Genomic DNA, 19,202 nt, shown 5'->3' on the forward strand with positions numbered 1-19,202 from the left:
CACCCGACAAACTAGCAGCAGCGAAATGACGGAGAGCGGTTCCCGGCACGATGCCCGTCCGTCGTCTCGTGCTCGCATAGCGTTCACATAGCGCCTCCACAGTCGACGGTGGGCGCGCATCTCCCCACTCGCTCGTGCGCCCTCCTATCGAAGACGAGGAAGGACGCCTCCCCATGCGGCCGATCGGTCAACGCCCCCGCGCACAGAGATCCGAGCACACGAGAGGGGGAGGGAAGGCGCTCGCCGTCGTGGCGGCCGTGGCCGGCGCGCTCGTGCTGTCGACCGTCGCCGCCCCCGCAGCCACTGCTGCGCCACCGGACCGCCCGCAGCCCACGCCTCCCGCGGCGCCGACGCTGACCCCCGAGGACGGGGTGTACCTGAAGGGCGCCGTGACCGTGGCGTCCGATGCCACGACGGCGGGAGACCCCGTCTCGAGTCTCACGATCGACGGCGTGCCGATCGGTGCGGCGCCGACGCCGGGCGTCTCGCACCTGAGCTTCGAGGTCGGCAGCAACTCCGCCGCGCTGAGCTTCCACAACTACCTCGTCGTCAACGGCCACCGCATCGACCAGGACCGCACGTGGGTGTCGGAGCGCGTCGACATCCCGGTTCCCAATGACTGGCTGGTGACCGGCGAGAACATCGTCGAGATCTTCGCCGGCACGGCCGACGCCGCGTGCGGAGTGAACTACGACGACTTCGTGGTCACCGATGTGGGCCTCGAGCTGCTCGGCGAGGTCGCCGACGGCGAAGAGAACCCGTTCACGTTCTCGTTCGGCGACGGCGACTGCGGCACGCAGGCCGGCGACATCGTCCACGCCGAGCTCTCGTTCTTCGTGCTCGGCGATCCGCTCGCCTCGCCGGGCCTGTCGGCGGAGGTCGACACGACCACGCTGGCCAACGGTGCGCACGAGATCGTCGCGACCACCGCCGCGGGCGGCCGCGTCGCCCACACCGTCACGGTCAACAACGCGCCGGTCGGCGCTCCGTCGGTGGCGCCCGAGGACGGCACGCTCGCGCACGGCACGCAGACGGTGTCGGCGGCGCGTCCGGCCGACGCGGCAGGCGGTGTGGCATCCCTCACCATCGACGGCGCGCAGCCGGCGGCCGCGCAGAGCCTCGGTGCGGGCTCGTCGACGTTCAGCTTCGACGTCGGGTCCAACTCGATCGAGAACCGGTACCAGAACCACCTGCTCGTGAACGGCCGCAAGGTCGACATCCTCGGCGACTGGGTCAGCCAGCGCGTGGACGTGCCGGTGCCCAACCGCTATCTCGTTCCCGGAGACAACGTGATCGAGATCGTCGCGGGTGACATCAGCTCGACGTGCGGGGCGAACCTCGACGACTTCACGCTGTCGAACCTCGGCCTGTCGGTGAGCACGGGTACGGCCTCCGGCGTCGACATCGCCGCGAGCTACGCCATGGGCGACGGCAACTGCGGCTCGTCGACGACGGCGCTGCGCACGGCGCAGACCCACTGGACGATCGACGCTCCCGGCGTGGCCGTGCTGCCCACGCTGGGCTCGGGCGAGGCGACGCTGAGCTTCACGGTCGGCTCGAACTCGATCGACGCGACGTTCGCGAACCTGCTGTACGTCAACGGCGTGCGCTACGTGCTCGGTGGCGACTTCGTGAACGAGCGCGCGAACGTGGTGATCCCCAACGAGTGGCTGCTGCCCGGCTGGAACACGGTCGAGTTCGTCACCGGCACCACCGCGACCGGCTGCAACCGCGACGACTTCACGATCTCGGACGTCGCGCTCACCCCGGCTTCGGGCACCGCGACCCCGCAGCGTGCGAAGTCGTCGTATGCACTCGGCGACGGCACCTGCGGGTCGAATATCAACCTGTTCCGCGAGGTCGACCTGCACTTCCTCGTGACGGATGCCACGGCCCAGGGCCTGCGCGCCGACGTCGACACCACCGCGCTCGCCGACGGCGCGCACGCGGTGGCGGCGGCATCGTCCACCGGCGAGGTGGCGACCCGTACCCTGCTCACCGACAACTCGGCACCGGTCGTGGCGTCGAGCGTGCCGGCATCGGGTGGAACGATCACCCAGGCCGTCGCACTGGACGTCGAGCTCGACGACGCGACCGGCCTCGTCGGCACGCCCGAGCTCACGCTCGACGGCCAGCCGATCGCGCTGGGCGCGGCGGTCGGTCCGGGCCTCGGCGCGGGTCCGCACACCATCGCCGTGAAGGCGGCCGACGCGCTCGGCAACACGGCGACGCGCGAGATCGTGTTCACGTCTGCGGGCATCCCGGACGCACCGGCCGAACTCGCCCCGGCGGGCGGCACGACGGGGGTCTCGGGCAGCGTGACGCTGCAGGCGAAGGTGTCGGAGCCCGACGGCGGCGACGTGACGGCGACGTTCCAGCAGGCCGAGATCCTGACGCCCAACCAGGGCTGGCAGGGGTCGGCGCCGGAGGTGCCGACGACGCTCTCGGTCGCGGGTGAGAGCAACATCGGCAGCACCAAGGCGCTCGCTCCCGGCGACGGGCACACGCTCGACTCGCCGGCCAGCGGCGACGTGTCGTTCCAGCGGTTCGACGTGCAGATCAAGGGCCGGGTCGCCGATCCGGTGCTGCGCTGGGAGGGCGTCATCGATCCGACCCGCGTCGTCTCGCTGCGCGCGTGGAACCTGCAGACCTCGGCCTGGGACGTGCTGGCCAGTTCGCGGGGCACGCTCGAGGGCGACACGCAGCTGAGCGCCATCGTCGACCAGCGGTACATCGACGGGCAGCAGGTGCACGTCATGATCACGGGCGAGGACCCCTTCGCCGACGAGATCGACGCGGGCGCCGAAGGCTTCGCCGACCCGTCGTCGTACGACTTCTCGATCGCCCACTTCACCGACACGCAGTACCTGTCGGAGGGCGCCACCGAGCAGGAGACGGAGGCGGAGCGCGCCATCTGGGAGAAGGCGTACGGCGACATCACGCGCTGGATCGCCTCCAACGCTGATGACCGCAAGATCGAGTACGTCGCGCACACCGGCGACATCATCGAGAACAACATCCGCACACCCGCCGACGAGGCGATGATGCGGGAGGTCGTCGGCGAGTTCGAGGTGTCTTCGCGTCAGCAGGAGATCCTGGATGCCGCCGGCGTGCCCAACCAGGTCATCGCGGGCAACCACGACAACCGTTCGGGCACCGAGGACGGCCCCGGAGCGATGTACAACCAGTACTTCGGGCCGGACCGCTACACGGCGGCGGACGACCAGTGGATCAACGCCGAGTACGGCGGTCCGTGGCGCGAGGGCGACAACCAGAACAACTACACGCTGTTCTCGGCAGGCGGCCTGGACTTCGTGTCGGTGGGCCTGTCGTACGGGGTGACGCGCGAGGAGGCCGCCTGGGCGGACTCGATCTTCAAGCGGTACCCCGAGCGCAACGGCATCCTGCTGTCGCACGACTACCTCGCCGCGAGTCCGCAGCGCGACGGTCGCGCGGCGCCGTACGCCGCGCCGGACGGGTCGATGCTGTTCAAGACGGTCGTCGAGGGCAACCCCAACGTGTTCCTCGTGCTCGCCGGGCACGTGCACGGCGTGGGCACGAACGTGAAGCCCGAGGTGGGCCAGGTCGCGCACGGCGTCGTCGAGCTGCTCGCGGACTACCAGAACTACACGGTGTCTGCGGGCGACCTCGGTCTGACCGACATCGGCGGGTACGCGCCCACCGATCAGCTGCGGTTCGGCGCGAGCTACCTGCGTCTGCTGCAGTTCGACGTGGACCGCAGCGAGATGATCGTCGACACGTACTCGCCGTTCCTGGACGACTTCGGGGCCGGCGAGCACGATCCGGCGATGCGCTACGACCCGTCGGCCGACAACATGGTGCTGCCGGTCGACCTCACCTCGCGCACCACGTCGTTCCAGACGGACTCGCTCGCGCTGTACGACCCGGTCGCGGTCGTCGGCGAGTCGACGGTCGGCTCGGGCGAGGTGGCGTCCGTGGCGTGGACGGGTCTGAAGAAGGGAACCGCCCACGCGTGGCTCGTGGTGGCCGAGTCGGCCGGCGGCGGACGCACCGCCTCGCTGCCGAACGTGTTCGTGACGAGCGGCGCGAAGAAGGATGCCGTCACGCCGGACCTGGCGCCGTACGCGACGCCGACGCCGGTCGCGCCGACGCCGAGCCCGACGCCGTCGGCCACCCCGGCACCGTCGGGGACGCCGACGCCGTCCGGCGAGTGACCGCACAGCGCTGAGACGCACGCGCCGTCCCGGCCCCGCGAGGGTCGGGACGGCGCGTCGCGCTTCAGTCGCGGTCCGCGGGGACGGACGCTGGGGTCGAGCCGGTGACGCCCGGCGCCTTCGCGTACACGTGCACCTGGCTGCCGTCGAGCACGAACTGCAGTGCGGTGCCGACGGCGAACGCCTCGCGCAGCTCGCGCGGCGCCGTCTCGGTCACGATGAGCGATGCCGCGGCCGGAAAGTCGACGGTGCCGCAGCCCCAGGCGCCGATGTTGCCCGAGCCGTCGGGCGTCGACTGCACCGAGAGGCACACCTGGTCCACCCCGCCGCCGAAGCCCTGACTGAGTCCGAACACCGTCAGCCCGTGGAACTCGTCGAACTGCTGAGCGCCCGGCGGCTTGTCGCCGAAGCTCTGCGTCGGCCACTCGCCGTCCTCGTCCACCCCGAGCGTCGCGACCTTGCCTGACGTGATCGACTGCACCGACAGCGTCAGCCCCACGCCCAGCAGCACCGCGAGCACGAGCGATCCCGCCCACAGCACGCGCTGCCGGCGCCACCACGGCCGCGTGCGCTCGGGCTCGTCCGTCTCCGCGTCGGGGGAGGGGATGCCGTCCTCCTGCGCTGCGCGCATGCCCGGCGCGTCGTCCGCTGCGGTGGACTCGGACGCTTCCGCGCCGCCGGCGCCGGCGACGTCGGCCTCGGCATCGGCGGGAGTCGAGGCCGCGGCATCCACCCGCTCATCCGTCTCGGCGGACGGCGACGGCTCGGCGTCGGCCGGTGCGGCGGCCGCGCGCTGCGCCGCTTCGAGCTGCTGCAGGCGAGCCAGCGCCACGGGATCGTCGTGGATGTCGGCGTCGGGGCCGTAGGCACGCCGCCGGAGCGAGCGCAGCTCGTCGTGCGGAGGGTCGGTCGGCGTTGACATCGACACCATCCTGCCTCACACGATCGCGGCGGCGGCCGCATGCGTGAGACGAGTGTGCGGCGGGCGCCCCCAGACGCCCGCCGCGGTGACGGTCCCGGGCCCCCACTCGGGTCGCGTCGGTTTTACTGCACTTTGCAGTATAGGCTCGAAGGGGCGTTCGCGCGCTAGTGTTTTCCGTTCGACGTCACAGAAGAGGATCCTCCGTGCCCGACCGCGAACTCTCGACGACGGGTTACCTCACGCTCGGACTGCTCGCGGCGCGCGACTGGTCGGCCTACCAGCTGGCCGAACAGCTCGGCCGCGGAGTGGCCGAGCTGTGGCCCTCAGCCGACCGCGGCCGCTACGCGGTGCTCAACCGCCTCGCCGAGCTGCGGTACGTCGACACTCGGCAGGAGCACACGGGCAAGCGCGCCCGCACCGTCTACTCGATCACGCCCGCCGGGCGCGAGGCGCTCGCGGCATGGCTCGGCACGCCGCCGCGTCCGCCCAGCGTCGAGTTCGAGGGCATGGTGCGCGTGCTGCTCGCCGACCAGGGGTCGCTCGACGATCTGCGGGCGACGCTGCAGCGCACGCGCGAGAGCGCGCTGGCCAACCGCGACATGTTCGCCCGGTACGCGGCGTACATCAGCGCCACCGGCGGGACGTTCCCCGAGCGCCGCCACCTCTTCGCCCTCGCCAACACGTTCATGATCGGGCACTACGACCACATCCTGACGTGGACGGACTGGGCCGAGCAGCAGATCGCCTCATGGCCCGATACGGTCACACCCGCGACCGCCAACGAAGAGCAGGTGCGCGACATGCTGGCTCCCGGCCGCGAGGTGTGGGAGCACGACCACCCCGACGGCGCCTGACCGCGCCTCAGTGGGCCGTGCGCACGCCGATCAGGTCGTGCACGAGCACGGCCGCGGCGCGGGCGCCCTGGCCCGCGGCCACGATGAGCTGCTGGGGGCCCGGGGAGGCGGCATCCCCCGCCGCATACAGCCCCACGACCGACGTGCGCCCCGAGCGGTCGGTCACGAGATTGCCGAACTCGTCGCGCTCGAGGTCGATGCCGCCGAGGAAGTCGAGGGCGGGGTGCCACTGCGGGCGCACGAAGCCGCCCTCGACGCCGATGCGCGTCCCGTCCACCAGGCGCACGGCCGACACGTCGCCGCGGTCGCCCTCGAGGTCGTCGATGGCGCGGCGCTCGACGACGATGCCCGAGGCCGTGAGCTCGGCCTCTTCGACGGTGTCGATCGCGTCCGACCCGTTCGTGAACACCGTCAGCCGGTCGGTCCAGCGGGCGATCAGCCGGGCGCGCGCAGCGAGGTCGGGGGTCTCGCCGATGAGTGCGAGCGGGCGGTCCTGCAGCTCCCACGCGTCGCACGCGGCGCAGCTGAAGATCGTCATGCCGTAGTAGGCGCGCAGGCTCGGGATGTCGGGCAGCGTCTCGCGCAGTCCCGTCGCCACCAGCACCGAGCGGGCAGAGACGGCGGGTGGGATGCCGGCGGCCCTGCCGCTGAGCGCCGCGATGAACCGGCCGCCGCCGCATTCGCGCTGCTGCACGGCGGTCACCAGCGTGCGGTCGAGGACGCGGACGTCCGCGTAGGCGGAGAGCTCCGCCCGCGCCAGCTTGCGCAGCTCGAGCGGCGGCACGCCGTCGCGCGTGAGGAAGCCGTGCGAGCGCAGCGTCGCCGCGTTGCGGGGGCGGCCGGCGTCGACGAGCACCACCGAGGCACGCGCGCGGCCGAGGTTGAGCGCGGCCGAGAGGCCGGCGGGCCCGCCGCCGACGATGACGACATCGACCTCGGTCGTCGGCCCGTCAGTCATGGCCGTCTCCCTGCGGGGGCAGTGCCTCGATGATCGGGTGGTCCTTGTGGATCACGCCGACCTTGGCGGCACCGCCGGGCGAGCCGATGTCGTCGAAGAACTCGACGTTGGCCTTGTAGTAGTCCTGCCACTCGTCGGGCAGGTCGTCCTCGTAGTAGATCGCCTCGACCGGGCACACCGGCTCGCACGCACCGCAGTCCACGCACTCGTCCGGGTGGATGTACAGCGACCGGTCACCCTCGTAGATGCAGTCCACCGGACACTCGTCGATGCAGGCGCGGTCCTTCACATCGACGCACGGCAGCGCGATGACGTAGGTCACGGGACGAGCGCTCCGCGCGAGATCTGCACCTGCTCGTCGCGGGGCACGACCTTGACACGCTCGCGCGTGTGCTCGTGGTTCGCGCCGAGCTCGCGCTCGTGCGCGTCGAGGGCGAGCCAGCCGTCCCACGTCGTGAAGGCGACCTCGCGCTCGTCGAGCAGGTCGAGCACGTCGCCGTCGACCACCGGTGCGGTCAGGCTTCCGGCCTCGACGTCGGCGACGAGGTGCGCGATGGTCTCCATCGCGTCGGACTTGGTGTGGCCGATGAGGCCCACGGGGCCGCGCTTGATCCAGCCCGTGGCGTACAGCCCGGCGACCGTCGGGGCGTCGAGGTCGCCCGTGGTCGCGGCATCCTTCACCCGTCCCTCGACGTTCGAGACGACACCCGCGCGCTCGTCGAACGGCGCGTCGATGACAGGCGTGCCGTAGTAGCCGACGGCGCGGTAGACCTGCTGCACCGCGAACTCGCGGAACTCGCCCGTGCCGCGCACGCGGCCGTCGCCGATCGGCTCGTTGCGTTCGAAGCGGATGCCGGTGACACCGGTCTCGGGGGTCCCGAGCACCTCGACGGGCGAGTGGTAGAAGTGCAGGTGCAGTCGACGGGAGGCTCCCGTCGACTCTCGCGTGCGCCAGCTGTTGAGGATGCGCAGCATGACCTTGAGCTGGTTGTTCGCCGCGTTCGCCGGGTCGGCGTCGACGAAGTCCTCGTCGTGCACGACGATGTCGACGTTCGGCACCTCGCCGAGCTCGCGCAGCTCGATCGGCGTGAACTTGATGTCGCCGGGGCCACGGCGGCCGAAGACGTGCACGTCGGTCACGGCCGAGGCCTCCAGCCCGGCGAGCACGTTGTCGGCGATCTCGGTCGGACGCAGGTCGACGGCGTGCTTCGCGAGCACACGGGCGACGTCGAGCGCCACGTTGCCGTTGCCGATGACCGCGACCTCGCGCTGGTCGAGGGGCCACTCCGTCGGCACGTCCGGGTGTCCGTCGTACCACGCCACGAAGTCCGCGGCGCCGAACGAGCGCGGCAGGTCGATGCCCGGGATGTCGAGCGCGGCGTCGCGGATGGCGCCGGTCGCGAGGATCACGGCGTCGTAGCGCTCGTGCAGCTCGTCGAGCGAGATGTCGCGGCCGACCTCCACGTTGCCGATGAAGCGCGTGGTTCCGGCATCCAGCATCTCGTGCAGCGAGTTCACGATGCCCTTGATGCGGGGGTGGTCGGGTGCGACGCCGTAGCGGATGAGGCCGTACGGCGCGGGCAGCGACTCGAACAGGTCGATCGCCACCGAGCCGCCGGCGTCCGCCACGGCGTTGGTCAGGATGTTGCCCGCGTAGATGCCGGCGGGGCCGGCGCCGACGATCGCGACGCGGAGGTTCTGCAGATTCGACGAGGTCACGAGAGAGGGGCCTTCCGGATCAGGGGGTCGAAGGTGTCGAGGTCGAGGGTCGCCAGCTCGGCGGGCGCGTAGGGGCTCAGCCGCACGACGTCGCCCACGACCACGACCGCGGGGGAGCGCACGCCGCGGGCGGCGGCCTGGTGCGCGATGGTGGAGAGGGTGCCGATCGTGACGCGCTGGCGCTCGCCGTAGCCGTCCTCGACGATCGCGACGGGGCAGTCGCCGCCGCGTGCGCCGCGGGCGAGCGTCATCGCCGAGTTGGCGAGGGTGCCGACGCCCATGAGCAGCACGACGGTGTGGTCGCGTCCGCCGCCGAGCGCCTCGATCTGGTCGTGCGCGGTCGCGACGGTGAAGGCCGTCGCGACGCCGCGATGCGTGAGGGGGATGCCGGCGACCGCGGGCACCGAGACGGCGCTGGTGATACCGGGCACGACCTCGACGACGACGCCCGCCGCGTGGCACGCGAGCAGCTCCTCCCCGCCGCGGCCGAAGACGTACGGATCGCCGCCCTTGAGCCGCACGACCGTCTTGCCGTCCTGTGCGAGCTGTACCAGGAGCGCGTTGATCGCGTCCTGCGGCACGGCGTGGTGGCCGGGACGCTTGCCGACGTCGACGACCTCGGCGCGCAGGTGCACGCCGTCGGCGCTCAGCCCGTCGAGCACGGCGCGGGCGCCGAGCCGGTCGGCGACGATGACGTCGGCTGCCTCGAGCGCACGCAGCCCCTTGAGCGTCAGCAGGCCCGCGTCGCCCGGCCCGGCTCCGACGAGCCAGACCTTGCCGGTGGCGGGGGACGCGGCATCCACCGGTCCGGAAATCGGAGATTCGCTCTGTTTCCGGATGCCGGCGGCCGGGGACTCCGGAAAGCCCGCAGAAGTCCGGTCTTCGGATCGGCGAGAGCGGGTGGCGGTCATCGGGTGCCTCCTGTGACGAGGAGTCCGCGGCGCTTCAGCATGCGCCGCTCGAGCGGGCCGAAGAAGACCAGCTCGATGAGGATGCCGATCGCGAGGATCAGGATGATGGTGGCCAGCACCCCGGCGAGGTCGGCGAGCTCGCGCGACTGGTCGAGGAGCGAGCCCAGGCCGAAGCCGATGGTGCCGCCCGTGGCGATGATCTCGGCGGCCATGAGCGAACGCCACGAGAACGCCCAGCCCTGCTTGAGGCCGGCGAGGTAGCCGGGAAGCGCGGCGGGCAGGATCACCGAGGTCGCCAGCTGCCAGCGCGAGGCGCCCAGCACCGTGCCCACGCGACGCAGCTGCGGCGGCACCTGGTCGATGCCCGCGATGAGGCCGTTGACGATCGACGGGATCGCGCCCATGAGGATCACGAAGTACACGGTGGCGTCCGACAGGCCGAACCACAGGATGGCGGCCGGCACCCACGCCACCGACGGCAGGACCTGCAGGCCCGAGATGATGGGGCCGACGGCGCGGCGGATCGGACGCACCTCTGCCAGCAGCAGCCCGATCGGCGTGCCGACGACGATCGCGATGAGGAATCCGATGACGCCGCGCTCGAGGCTCGTGGCGACGGCCTGCTGGAGGCGACCGGTGTCCCACGCGTCGCCCAGCGCCGCGACCACGGCGGCCGGCGACGGCGCAAGGTCGGGGCGGGGGTGCGCGATGACGATGTACAGCTGCCACGCCACGATCAGCAGGATGAGGAACACGACAGGCGGCAGGACGCTCAACGCGAAGCGGCGCCAGCGGCCGGGACCGGTGTCGGCGTCGGTCTGCAGCTTGTCGAGACCGGACGCGAGGCTGCGCAGGTCGCTCTCGTCGGTCGTCGAGCGAGCGAAGCGAGACGAGACGTGGTCGGTCGACTCGGGGCGTCTCGTCTCGTCGCTGCGCTCCTCGCTCAACGACCGGGTCAGTTCACGCGGCATTGCGGCGGATCTCCTTGCGCAGCTGGTCGGTGATCTCGACCGACAGGGCGGCGACCTCGGGCGATTCGATGCGGCGGCCGGTGGTCTTGGCGATCCGCCACTCCTGCACGATGCGGCCGGGGCGGCTGCCCATCAGCACGACGCGCTGGCCGAGTCGCGCGGCCTCGCGCACGTTGTGGGTGACGAACACGATGGTGCGGCCGGTGGCGCGCCATACGCGCTCCAGCTCCTCGTGCAGCAGGTCGCGCGTGATCGCGTCGAGGGCGGCGAACGGCTCGTCCATGAGCAGCACCGGGCGGTCCTGCGCCAGGGCGCGTGCGAGCGCGACACGCTGGCGCATCCCACCCGACAGCTCGTGCGGACGCTTGTCGGCGGCATCCGCGAGGTTCACCGCGTCGAGCAGCGACAGGGCCTTGTCACCCCGCTCGGCGCGGGGCACGCCGCGCAGGCGCAGCGCCAGCTCGACGTTGCGGCGCGCGGTGAGCCACGGCATCAGCGCCGACTCCTGGAACATGACCGCCGACCCGCCCGGCGGGGTCTGGATGCTGCCCGCGGTGGGCTTGTCGAGACCGGCGATGAGGTTGAGGAGCGTGGACTTGCCGCATCCCGATGCGCCCAGCAGGCAGACGAACTCGCCGGGTGCGATGTCGAGCGACACGTCGTCGAGCACGACCGGGCCGGAGCCGAACCGCTTGGACACGCCGTCGATGCGGACGGCTGGAGCGGACGTGGCCGCCGCGGGCGCGACCGGCGCGACGCCGTCGAAGCTCGGGCCGAGCAGGTTCGCGGGCGTGCCCGCCGAAGTGGGCGCGCCCGCCTCCGGGGCCGCGGAGGCGGACCCGGAGGCGGGAGCGGGAGCGGCGCTCATGTGTCAGTCCTCGCCGAGCCCGGCGGCCGAGACGGTGTCTTCGCCCTCGGCCTTGAGCTGCTCGTTGAGCAGGCGCAGGTCGAACAGCCCGTCGATCGAGCCCTTCTTCTGCGTGCCCGCGTCGATGCCGTTCTGCACGAGCGTCTCGAACGTGTCGGCGACGGGGTCGACCGAGAACGTCACGTGCTCCAGGGCGCGCTCGATGACCGCGTCGTCGAGCGGCTTGCCGGTCTCCTTCTCGATGGCACCGTTGATGACTCCCGGCGCCTCGTCGGGGTTGTCGGCGATCCACTGCACCGCCGCCTCGTGGCCCTTGAGCAGCTCGGCGACCACGTCGGGGTGCTCGTCGAGGAACTCCTTGCGCACCAGCAGCACCGTGGTCGGGAACGCGCCGTCGTCCCACAGGTCGGCCTCGTCCTGCAGCACGTGCGCGCCGGCGTCGACGATGAGGCGCGACACCCACGGCTCGGGCAGCCACGCGCCGTCGAGCTGGCCCTGCTGGAACAGGGTGAGCGTCTGCGCGTTCTCGGTGGGTGTGACGTGCACGTCCCCGCCGCCCGCGGTGTCGGTCTCGTAGCCTTCGTCGGCGAGCCACTTGCGCAGCGCCACGTCCTGCGTGTTGCCGAGCTGCGGCGAGGCGAGCGTCGTGCCCTTCAGGTCTTCGGGCGAGTCGATGCCGTCGCGCACCACGAGCGCCGCGCCGCCGATCGCCGCACCGGCGACGATGCGCGCGGACGCGCCGCCGGACTGGATGAACGTGTTGATCGACGGGTTCGGGCCGATGTAGGTCGCGTCGATCGCGCCGGCCGACAGCGCCTCGATGGCGGCGGGCCCGGCGTTGAACACCTGCGTGGTGATCTTCACGTCGTCGCCGAGCGCGTCGGCGAACAGGCCCTCTTCGAGGCCGACCAGCGCGGGCGCGTGCGTGACGTTGGCGAAATAGCCGAGACGGATCTCGCTCACCGACGGCGCCGCAGAGGTGGCGTCGGCGGCGGGCTTCTCGTCCGCCGCGGCGGAGGCGCAGCCGGCCATCATGGCCGCTACGAGTCCCAGGGTTGTGAGTGCAGTCGTCGTGCGGATGATCTTGTTCACGGTGTCGCCTCCTTAGGTCGGGTGGTGCTCAATGGGGATGGATGTGTGCGACGGCCAGAGCTCTCAACGAGCTCAGTCGCGCACGATGCCGGCGGCGAGCGTCGCGCCGTCGGACGGATGGATCACGAGGAACGAGCCCCCGTGGCGGCTGGTGCGGTACGGCTCGAGCGGCAGGTCGGCCGCCAGGCGCAGCCGCACGCGGCCGATGTCGTTGGTCTGCAGGGCCTGGGCGGCCTCGTGGGCGAGCGTGTCGAGGTCGTACCGCGACTCGATCTGCGCGACGATCGCCTGGACCGTCGCCGTCCCGTGCTTGACGAGGACACGGATGCCGGGGGTCAGCGCCCGCCCGTCGAGCTGGAACAGCTCGGCGTCGACCTCGCGCTGCGGGGCCGGCAGCGTGCCCGCCGAGACGACGAGCGCGCCGCGCGCGGCGTCGATGTCGGCGTCGAACTCGAGCGACACGGACTGCGGCGCGGTGGCCTCGGCCACCTCGACGCCCGCCGAGCGGATGCCGCTGACCGTTGCCGACGTGCCGGCCGGGAACAGCTCGACCCGGTCGCCGACGCGCACCACGCCGCTCGCGATGCGTCCGGCCACGGCACGGTAGTCGCGCAGCCGCTCCGCCTCGTCGGGTGCGATGTCGGGTGCCAGCCCCCCTTGCGGTCGCAGGACCAGCTGGACGGGCAGGCGCAGCGGCTCGAGCTGCTGCTCCAGCTCATCGGCCGCGGGCAGGGTCTGCAGCAGCTCGAGCAGCGCGGGACCGTCGTACCAGGGTGTGCGCTCGGAGCGGTCGACGATGTTGTCGCCCTCCAGCGCCGACACCGGCAGCACATGCAGATCCTCGATGCCGAGCTCGGCGGCGACGACCTCGGCCTGACGGGCGACGTCGGCGAAGGCATCCTGCGAGAATCCGATGAGGTCGATCTTGTTGACCGCGACGATCACGTGCGGGACCCGCAGCAGCGCGACCACGGCGAGGTGGCGCTTCGTCTGCTCGAGCACGCCCTTGCGTCCGTCGACCAGCACCACGACGGCGTCGGCCGTCGTCGCGCCGGTGACCATGTTGCGCGTGTACTGCACGTGGCCGGGGCAGTCGGCGAGGATGAACGACCGCGAACCCGTGGAGAAGTAGCGGTAGGCGACGTCGATCGTGATGCCCTGCTCGCGCTCGGCGCGCAGGCCGTCGGTGAGCAGGGCGAAGTCGAACGCGCCGTGCGCGAAGCCGCGGTCGGCGGAGGTGCGGGCGACCTGCTCGAGCTGGTCGGCGAGGATCGCCTTCGAGTCGTGCAGCAGGCGGCCGACGAGCGTCGACTTGCCGTCGTCGACCGAGCCCGCGGTCGCGAAGCGGAACAGCGTCGACGGGCGCGTCGCGTCTCGCTCCGCGCGCTCAACGACCGGTGTCTGGGTGTCGAGGGACATTCAGAAGTACCCGTCCTTCTTGCGGTCTTCCATGGCCGCCTCGCTGAGGCGGTCGTCGGCGCGCGTGGCACCGCGTTCGGTCAGGGTGGACACCGCGACCTCGGCGACGATCGCGGCCAGGTCGGCGGCATCCGATTCCACCGCTCCCGTGCAGCTCATGTCGCCGACCGTGCGGTAGCGGACGGTGCGCACCTCGACGGTCTCGTCCGCGCGCGGCGGCGAGAACGGGCCGACGGGCCGCCACATGCCGTCGCGCTCGTAGACCTCGCGCTCGTGCGCGAAGTACAGCGGCGGCAGGGCGATGCCCTCGCGCTCGATGTACTGCCACACGTCGAGCTCGGTCCAGTTCGAGATCGGGAACGCGCGCACGTGCTGGCCGGGCGTGTGGCGGCCGTTGTACAGGCTCCACAGCTCCGGGCGCTGGTTGCGCGGGTCCCACTGCCCGAACTCGTCGCGCAGCGAGATGATGCGCTCCTTGGCGCGCGCCTTGTCCTCGTCGCGGCGGGCACCGCCGAACACGGCGTCGTGCCGGCCGGCGGCGATGGCATCCAGGAGCGGCACCGTCTGCAGCGGGTTGCGCGTGCCGTCCGCGCGCTCCTGCAGACGGCCGTCGTCGATGTAGTCCTGCACGCGGGCGACTTCGAGGCGGATGCCCAGGCGCGCGACGGTCTCGTCGCGGAACGCGATCACTTCGGGGAAGTTGTGGCCCGTGTCGACGTGCAGCACCGGGAACGGCACCCGGCCGGGCGCGAACGCCTTCGTGGCCAGGTGCAGCACGACGACGGAGTCCTTGCCGCCCGAGAACAGCAGCACGGGCCGCTCGAACTCGGCGACGACCTCGCGGATCACGTGGATCGCCTCGGCCTCGAGCAGGTCCAGAGTCGAGAGGGCGTGAGCCCGTTTCGTCTCGCTCGTTCCTCGCTCGCTCAACGACCGGGCGGTGTCGGTAGACGAAACGTCGTGAAGGTCCGAGAGGGTCATACGTGCAGCCCGCATTCCGTCTTCGAGGTGCCGGCCCAACGGCCGGACCGGGGGTCTTCACCGGCGGCGACCGGCTTTGTGCACGGCTCGCAGCCGATCGAGGGGTAGCCGAAGCCGACCAGCAGGTTGACGGGCGCCTGGTGCGCGGCCGCGTATTCGAGCACGTCGTCGAAGCTCCACGCGGCGACCGGGTTCACCTTGACGAGGCCGTTGCGCTCGTCCCAGGTCACGAGCGGCGTGTTGGTGCGGGTGGGCGCCTCGTCGCGGCGGACGCCGGTGAACCACACCTCGTAGCCGCCGAGCGCGTCCTGCAGGGGCGCCACCTTGCGGCGCGCGCAGCACAGGCCCGGGTCGCGCTCGAACAGCTTCGCGCCGAACTCGGCGTCCTGCTCGGCGACGGTCTGGTCGGGCGTGACGTCGACGATCCGCACGTCCAGCGCCCGCTGCACCTCGTCGCGCGTCGCGTAGGTCTCGGTGAAGTGGTAGCCGGTGTCGAGGAACAGGACGTCCACGCCCGGCAGATGCTCGGCCACGACGTGCGGCAGCGCGGCATCGGCCATCGAGCAGGCGACGGCCGCGGCATCCACCGAGAAGTTCCGCGCGACCCACGCCACGACCTCCGCGGCGGATGCCTCGTGGTCGGTGAGGCTGCCGAGCTCTTCGTTGCCGCGCTCGGCCAGGGCCTTGAGCTCTTCGCGCGTGCGCTTGACGGCGATGCGGGGTGCCAGCGAGACGGTCACTGGAGTGCCTCCTCTTCGGCGCGGTGGGCCCACTGGGCGAAGGTCTCGTCGGCGGCGGCATCCCGATCCGAGAGGAACCGGGTCACGACGCGCTCGACGTAGTCGGCGATGCCGTCGGCGGCGACCTTGAGACCGCGGACGGTGCGGCCGAGGCCGGGCTCGTCGCGGTCCTGCGAGGCGAGCCCGCCGCCGAGGTGCACCTGATAGCCGGGCACCTGCTCGCCGTCGATCGTGACGAGCTGGCCCTTGAGGCCGATGTCGGCTGTCTGGATGCGCGCGCACGAGTTGGGGCAGCCGTTGACGTGGAGCGAGATCGGATGCGGCAGCTCGAAGCCATTGAGACGCTCTTCGAGGTCGAGCACGGCGGCCGTCGCGTTGACCTTGGTCTCGACGATCGCGAGCTTGCAGAACTCGATGCCGGTGCACGCGATCGTGCCGCGGCGGATGAGGCTGGGGCGCGCCTGCAGTCCGAGCTCGTCGAGCTCGGCGATGAGCGGCTCGACGTGGTCTTCGGGCACGTCGAGGATCACGATCTTCTGGTGGGGCGTCGTGCGCAGGCGCGCAGAGCCGTGCGCCTCGGCGATCTCGGCGAGGCGGGTCAGCGTCGGGCCTGAGACCCGGCCGACGATGGGTGTCACGCCGACGTAGAAGCGGCCGTCCTTCTGGCGGTGCACGCCGACGTGGTCGCCGGGCGTCGCGGGCTTGCGCGCGGCGGGGCCGTCGGCCAGCGCGTACCCGAGGTATTCGTCCTGCAGCACCTGGCGGAACTTCTCGGTGCCCCACTCGGCGAGCAGGAACTTCAGGCGCGCCTTGTTGCGCAGGCGCCGGTAGCCGTAGTCCCTGAAGATCTGGGTCACGCCGTGCCAGGCATCCACCACCTGGTCCGGCCGGACGAACGCGCCCAGGCGCTCGCCGAGACGCGGGGTGGTCGACAGCGCGCCGCCGACCCACAGGTCGTAGCCGACGCCCAGCTCGGGGTGCTCGACGGCGACGAAGGCGACGTCGTTGATCTCGTGCACGACGTCCTGGCTGGGGTGACCCGTGATGGCGGTCTTGAACTTGCGCGGCAGGTTCGACAGCGTCGGGTCGCCGATGAAGCGGCGCGAGATCTCTTCGATCTGCGGCGTGGGGTCGATCAGCTCGTCGGCGGCGATGCCGGCGACGGGCGAGCCGAGGATGACGCGCGGCACGTCACCGCACGCCTCGGTGGTCTGCAGGCCCACGGCCTCGAGACGACGCCAGATCTCGGGAACGTCCTCGACGCGGATCCAGTGCAGCTGGATGTTCTGCCGGTCGGTGATGTCGGCGGAGCCGCGCGCGAACTCGGTCGAGATGCCGCCGATGACCCGCAGCTGCTCGGTGGTCAGCTGCCCGCCGTCGATGCGGACGCGGAACATGAAGTACTCGTCCTCGAGCTCTTCGGGGGTGAGCGTCGCGGTGCGGCCGCCGTCGATGCCGGGCTTGCGCTGCGTGTAGAGGCCCCACACGCGGAAGCGGCCGTGCAGGTCGGTCGGGTCGATGCTGTGGAAGCCGCCCTTCGAGTACACGTTCTCGATGCGCTCTCGCACGCTCAGGCCGTCGTCGACCTGCTTCCACTCCTCGTTGCCGTTGAGCGGGGTTTTGCCGTCGATCTTCCACTGCCCGTTCGGCTTGGAGGACGGGCGCGGAGGGCGCACGGCAGCGCGCGGGCGCTCCGCGGCGTGCGGTTCGGTGTCGCTGATGGTCACGGTGCCTCCGGGGTGGATCCCGGGGCGCGGCCCCGGGCGGGACTCTACCGAGCCCATTCCGTGAGGCTAGAAGCGGGGGCCGTGTCGACCTACCCGAGCGTCAAGTGACGTTAACCGGCGTAATCGTGCGTCACACAGTTGCACGACCGTCGCTTTGTGGACTCAGTCCGACAAACCGGCGGCTCCGTTGTAGCGATCCACGACGAGGTCGACGAGGGATGCCGGCGGCCGGTCGCTTCCGAGCAGCGGGGGTGCGACGGGGGCCGAGCCCGCGAGCGTCACCGCGAGGTCGTGGAAGTACCCCGGCGCCAGCAGGTAGTTCGCGACGACGACCCGATCGCCGGCCTGCGCGACCGCGACGTCCAGGCGCGGATCGGCGGCGGCGAGGAAGCCGACGGCGACCTCGCGCCCCAGCCGCTCGCCCAGCATCCGCGCGGTGATGCGGCAGTCCTCATTGGCACGGTCGTCGCTCGACCCCGCGACCGCGAGCGCCAGGGCGTCCTGCGGTGAGGGGGCGACGGCGGCCAGGCGCGCCACGAGCGCGTCCACCAGGCGCTCGTCGGGCCCGAGCGCCGGCGCGATGACGACGGCATCCCGCCCCGCCGACTGCCGGATGAGGTCGACGCGCACGTGATAGCCCGCCGACAGCAGCAGCGGAACGATGACGACCGGCGTGCCCGCTGGGATCGCGTCGAGGGATGCCGCCACATCCGGCTGCTGCACGTCCACGTGCCCGAGGCGCACGATCGTGCCGGGCAGGCGGGCGGCGACGGCGTCCACGAGGGCGGCCACGGCGGCCTGCCCCGCGGACGAGGAGGTGCCGTGCGAGATGGCGAGGAGCGCCGGACGTGTCACGCCCCCATCATGCCTGCCGCCTGTGTCGGGCGTGTGACGCGGGCGCGCGGCATCCACCCTCCAAGCACTGCTCCCCTGCCGCAAGTGGTGGGTGTGGCCCACCATCTGCGACAGGGGAGCAGTGGTCAGGATGCCGGCGGCTCAGGCGTCGCGGGCCTCACGGCCGCGGGCGAAGCCGGCGTCGAAGCCGCGCTCGTACGCCTCCTGCGCACGACGCGCACCACCGCCGCCGTGACCGCGGCCGTGGTGACCGTGACCCTGGTGCGGGTGGCCGTGAGCCTCGTGCGGGTGGCCCTGGCATCCCTCGTCACCGGCGTGCGGGCCGTAGCCGCGCAGCGGCTCGTCGCCGCGCTCGGCCGGACGGCCGGGGCGACCCGGGCCGAATCCGCGGTGCAGGTTCGGGCCGAAGCCGTACCGCAGCCGGGGGTCGAAGGGTCCGCCGAACTTGGGGCCGGAGCCCGGGGCGACGTCGGGACCGAATCCCGGGGCGCCGAACGGCGGCCGACGGAATCCGTGCCGGCCGAAGCCGCGCTCGCGCGCCGTGCTCTCGTCCCAGCCCAGTTCGCGGGCGATCGCCTCGAGCGATCCGGTGAGCTGCATGTACGCGTCGTCGCCGACGGCGCCGGTCACACGGGCGCGGATGCCGTCGACGATCGCGCCGATGCGCTCCTTCTCGGCACGGCCCTGGTCGGTGAGCACCCACGTGCCGTCGCCCTGCTGGAGGGCCCAGCCGCGGTCCTCGAACGACCGGAGGCGCTTGCCCTTGCGGGCGAGGCGCTCCGTGAGGCCGGGGGCGTCGACGTCGCCCGAGAGCACGTTGAGCACCATCCAGTCGCGGCGCGAGACGCCCTCGGCGTCCAGAGCCTCGGCGAAGGCGGCGGTGATCAGGGCGTCGACCGTGCGCAGCCAGTAGCCGAGGGGGCGGTCGGTCGGGGTGGTGTCGTTGCTCTCTTCGTTCTGATTCATGTCGTCCATGAGAAGTCCTTTCG

The 19,202-nt window shown here is 71.8% G+C and carries 16 protein-coding genes; 2 read left to right on the forward strand and 14 right to left on the reverse strand.

The genetic code is table 11. From position 1 onward, the window contains the following. The first annotated feature begins 248 nt into the window (after positions 1–248). Positions 249–4,196 (forward strand): metallophosphoesterase, encoded by a 3,948-nt coding sequence (locus JNB62_RS19620; protein WP_220301515.1) that lies wholly within the window; start codon positions 249–251, stop codon positions 4,194–4,196. 64 nt (positions 4,197–4,260) lie between these two features. Here the strand turns inward: JNB62_RS19620 and JNB62_RS14005 are convergent, their stop codons facing one another. Continuing rightward, positions 4,261–5,118: a hypothetical protein gene (locus JNB62_RS14005; RefSeq protein WP_220301516.1), complete on the reverse strand. Its 858-nt coding sequence runs from the start codon at positions 5,116–5,118 to the stop codon at positions 4,261–4,263. A 203-nt stretch (positions 5,119–5,321) separates the two neighbouring features. Here JNB62_RS14005 and JNB62_RS14010 point away from each other — a divergent pair, with 203 nt between their 5' ends. Next, complete coding sequence (locus JNB62_RS14010) at positions 5,322–5,972, forward strand: PadR family transcriptional regulator (RefSeq protein WP_220301517.1); 651 nt, start codon at positions 5,322–5,324, stop codon at positions 5,970–5,972. Between the two features lie 7 nt (positions 5,973–5,979). Here the strand turns inward: JNB62_RS14010 and JNB62_RS14015 are convergent, their stop codons facing one another. From JNB62_RS14015 to JNB62_RS14075, 13 genes are all read right to left on the reverse strand, one after another. After that, positions 5,980–6,930: an NAD(P)/FAD-dependent oxidoreductase gene (locus JNB62_RS14015; protein ID WP_220301518.1), complete on the reverse strand. Its 951-nt coding sequence runs from the start codon at positions 6,928–6,930 to the stop codon at positions 5,980–5,982. Continuing rightward, the gene (gene fdxA, locus JNB62_RS14020; RefSeq protein WP_141896154.1) at positions 6,923–7,252 is read right to left on the reverse strand and encodes a ferredoxin; all 330 of its coding nucleotides are present in this window, start codon (positions 7,250–7,252) and stop codon (positions 6,923–6,925) included. The genes JNB62_RS14015 and fdxA overlap by 8 nt, the downstream gene beginning before the upstream one ends. Beyond that, a complete protein-coding gene (locus JNB62_RS14025) occupies positions 7,249–8,649 on the reverse strand; it encodes an FAD-dependent oxidoreductase (protein ID WP_308291813.1) in 1,401 nt (466 codons plus the stop codon). The genes fdxA and JNB62_RS14025 overlap by 4 nt, the downstream gene beginning before the upstream one ends. After that, a complete protein-coding gene (gene cobA, locus JNB62_RS14030; RefSeq protein WP_220301519.1) occupies positions 8,646–9,452 on the reverse strand; it encodes a uroporphyrinogen-III C-methyltransferase in 807 nt (268 codons plus the stop codon). Before cobA ends, JNB62_RS14025 begins: the two co-directional genes overlap by 4 nt. Before the next feature lie 104 nt (positions 9,453–9,556). Beyond that, positions 9,557–10,531, reverse strand: coding sequence for an ABC transporter permease (locus tag JNB62_RS14035; protein ID WP_220301520.1), 975 nt, complete (start codon positions 10,529–10,531; stop codon positions 9,557–9,559). Continuing rightward, complete coding sequence (locus JNB62_RS14040; RefSeq protein ID WP_223231152.1) at positions 10,521–11,399, reverse strand: ABC transporter ATP-binding protein; 879 nt, start codon at positions 11,397–11,399, stop codon at positions 10,521–10,523. Before JNB62_RS14040 ends, JNB62_RS14035 begins: the two co-directional genes overlap by 11 nt. Before the next feature lie 3 nt (positions 11,400–11,402). Continuing rightward, a complete protein-coding gene (locus JNB62_RS14045; RefSeq protein WP_220301521.1) occupies positions 11,403–12,491 on the reverse strand; it encodes an ABC transporter substrate-binding protein in 1,089 nt (362 codons plus the stop codon). Positions 12,492–12,563: 72 nt separating this feature from the next. After that, on the reverse strand, positions 12,564–13,910 hold the full coding sequence (locus JNB62_RS14050; RefSeq protein ID WP_220301522.1) for a sulfate adenylyltransferase subunit 1: 1,347 nt from the start codon (positions 13,908–13,910) through the stop codon (positions 12,564–12,566). Continuing rightward, complete coding sequence (gene cysD / locus JNB62_RS14055; RefSeq protein ID WP_223231153.1) at positions 13,911–14,891, reverse strand: sulfate adenylyltransferase subunit CysD; 981 nt, start codon at positions 14,889–14,891, stop codon at positions 13,911–13,913. Further along, positions 14,888–15,631 (reverse strand): phosphoadenylyl-sulfate reductase, encoded by a 744-nt coding sequence (locus JNB62_RS14060; protein ID WP_220301523.1) that lies wholly within the window; start codon positions 15,629–15,631, stop codon positions 14,888–14,890. The genes cysD and JNB62_RS14060 overlap by 4 nt, the downstream gene beginning before the upstream one ends. Then, complete coding sequence (locus JNB62_RS14065) at positions 15,628–17,358, reverse strand: nitrite/sulfite reductase (protein ID WP_374450984.1); 1,731 nt, start codon at positions 17,356–17,358, stop codon at positions 15,628–15,630. Before JNB62_RS14065 ends, JNB62_RS14060 begins: the two co-directional genes overlap by 4 nt. 162 nt (positions 17,359–17,520) lie before the next feature. Next, on the reverse strand, positions 17,521–18,213 hold the full coding sequence (locus JNB62_RS14070) for a sirohydrochlorin chelatase (protein ID WP_220301524.1): 693 nt from the start codon (positions 18,211–18,213) through the stop codon (positions 17,521–17,523). A gap of 141 nt (positions 18,214–18,354) precedes the next feature. Then, entirely contained in the window at positions 18,355–19,188 is an 834-nt protein-coding gene (locus JNB62_RS14075; protein ID WP_223231154.1) for a MarR family winged helix-turn-helix transcriptional regulator, read from the reverse strand. Positions 19,189–19,202: the final 14 nt, after the last annotated feature.

Origin of the sequence: Microbacterium jejuense (genome assembly GCF_019511665.1) — a bacterium.
Taxonomy (GTDB): domain Bacteria; phylum Actinomycetota; class Actinomycetes; order Actinomycetales; family Microbacteriaceae; genus Microbacterium; species Microbacterium jejuense_A.

Coding starts and splice junctions, on each gene's coding strand:
- JNB62_RS14040 (WP_223231152.1), bottom strand. CDS start 11,399: ATGAGCGCCGCTCCCGCTCCCGCCTCCGGGTCCGCCTCCGCGGCCCCG.
- JNB62_RS14050 (WP_220301522.1), bottom strand. CDS start 13,910: ATGTCCCTCGACACCCAGACACCGGTCGTTGAGCGCGCGGAGCGAGAC.
- cysD (WP_223231153.1), bottom strand. CDS start 14,891: ATGACCCTCTCGGACCTTCACGACGTTTCGTCTACCGACACCGCCCGG.
- JNB62_RS14015 (WP_220301518.1), bottom strand. CDS start 6,930: ATGACTGACGGGCCGACGACCGAGGTCGATGTCGTCATCGTCGGCGGC.
- JNB62_RS14035 (WP_220301520.1), bottom strand. CDS start 10,531: ATGCCGCGTGAACTGACCCGGTCGTTGAGCGAGGAGCGCAGCGACGAG.
- JNB62_RS14075 (WP_223231154.1), bottom strand. CDS start 19,188: ATGGACGACATGAATCAGAACGAAGAGAGCAACGACACCACCCCGACC.
- JNB62_RS14005 (WP_220301516.1), bottom strand. CDS start 5,118: ATGTCAACGCCGACCGACCCTCCGCACGACGAGCTGCGCTCGCTCCGG.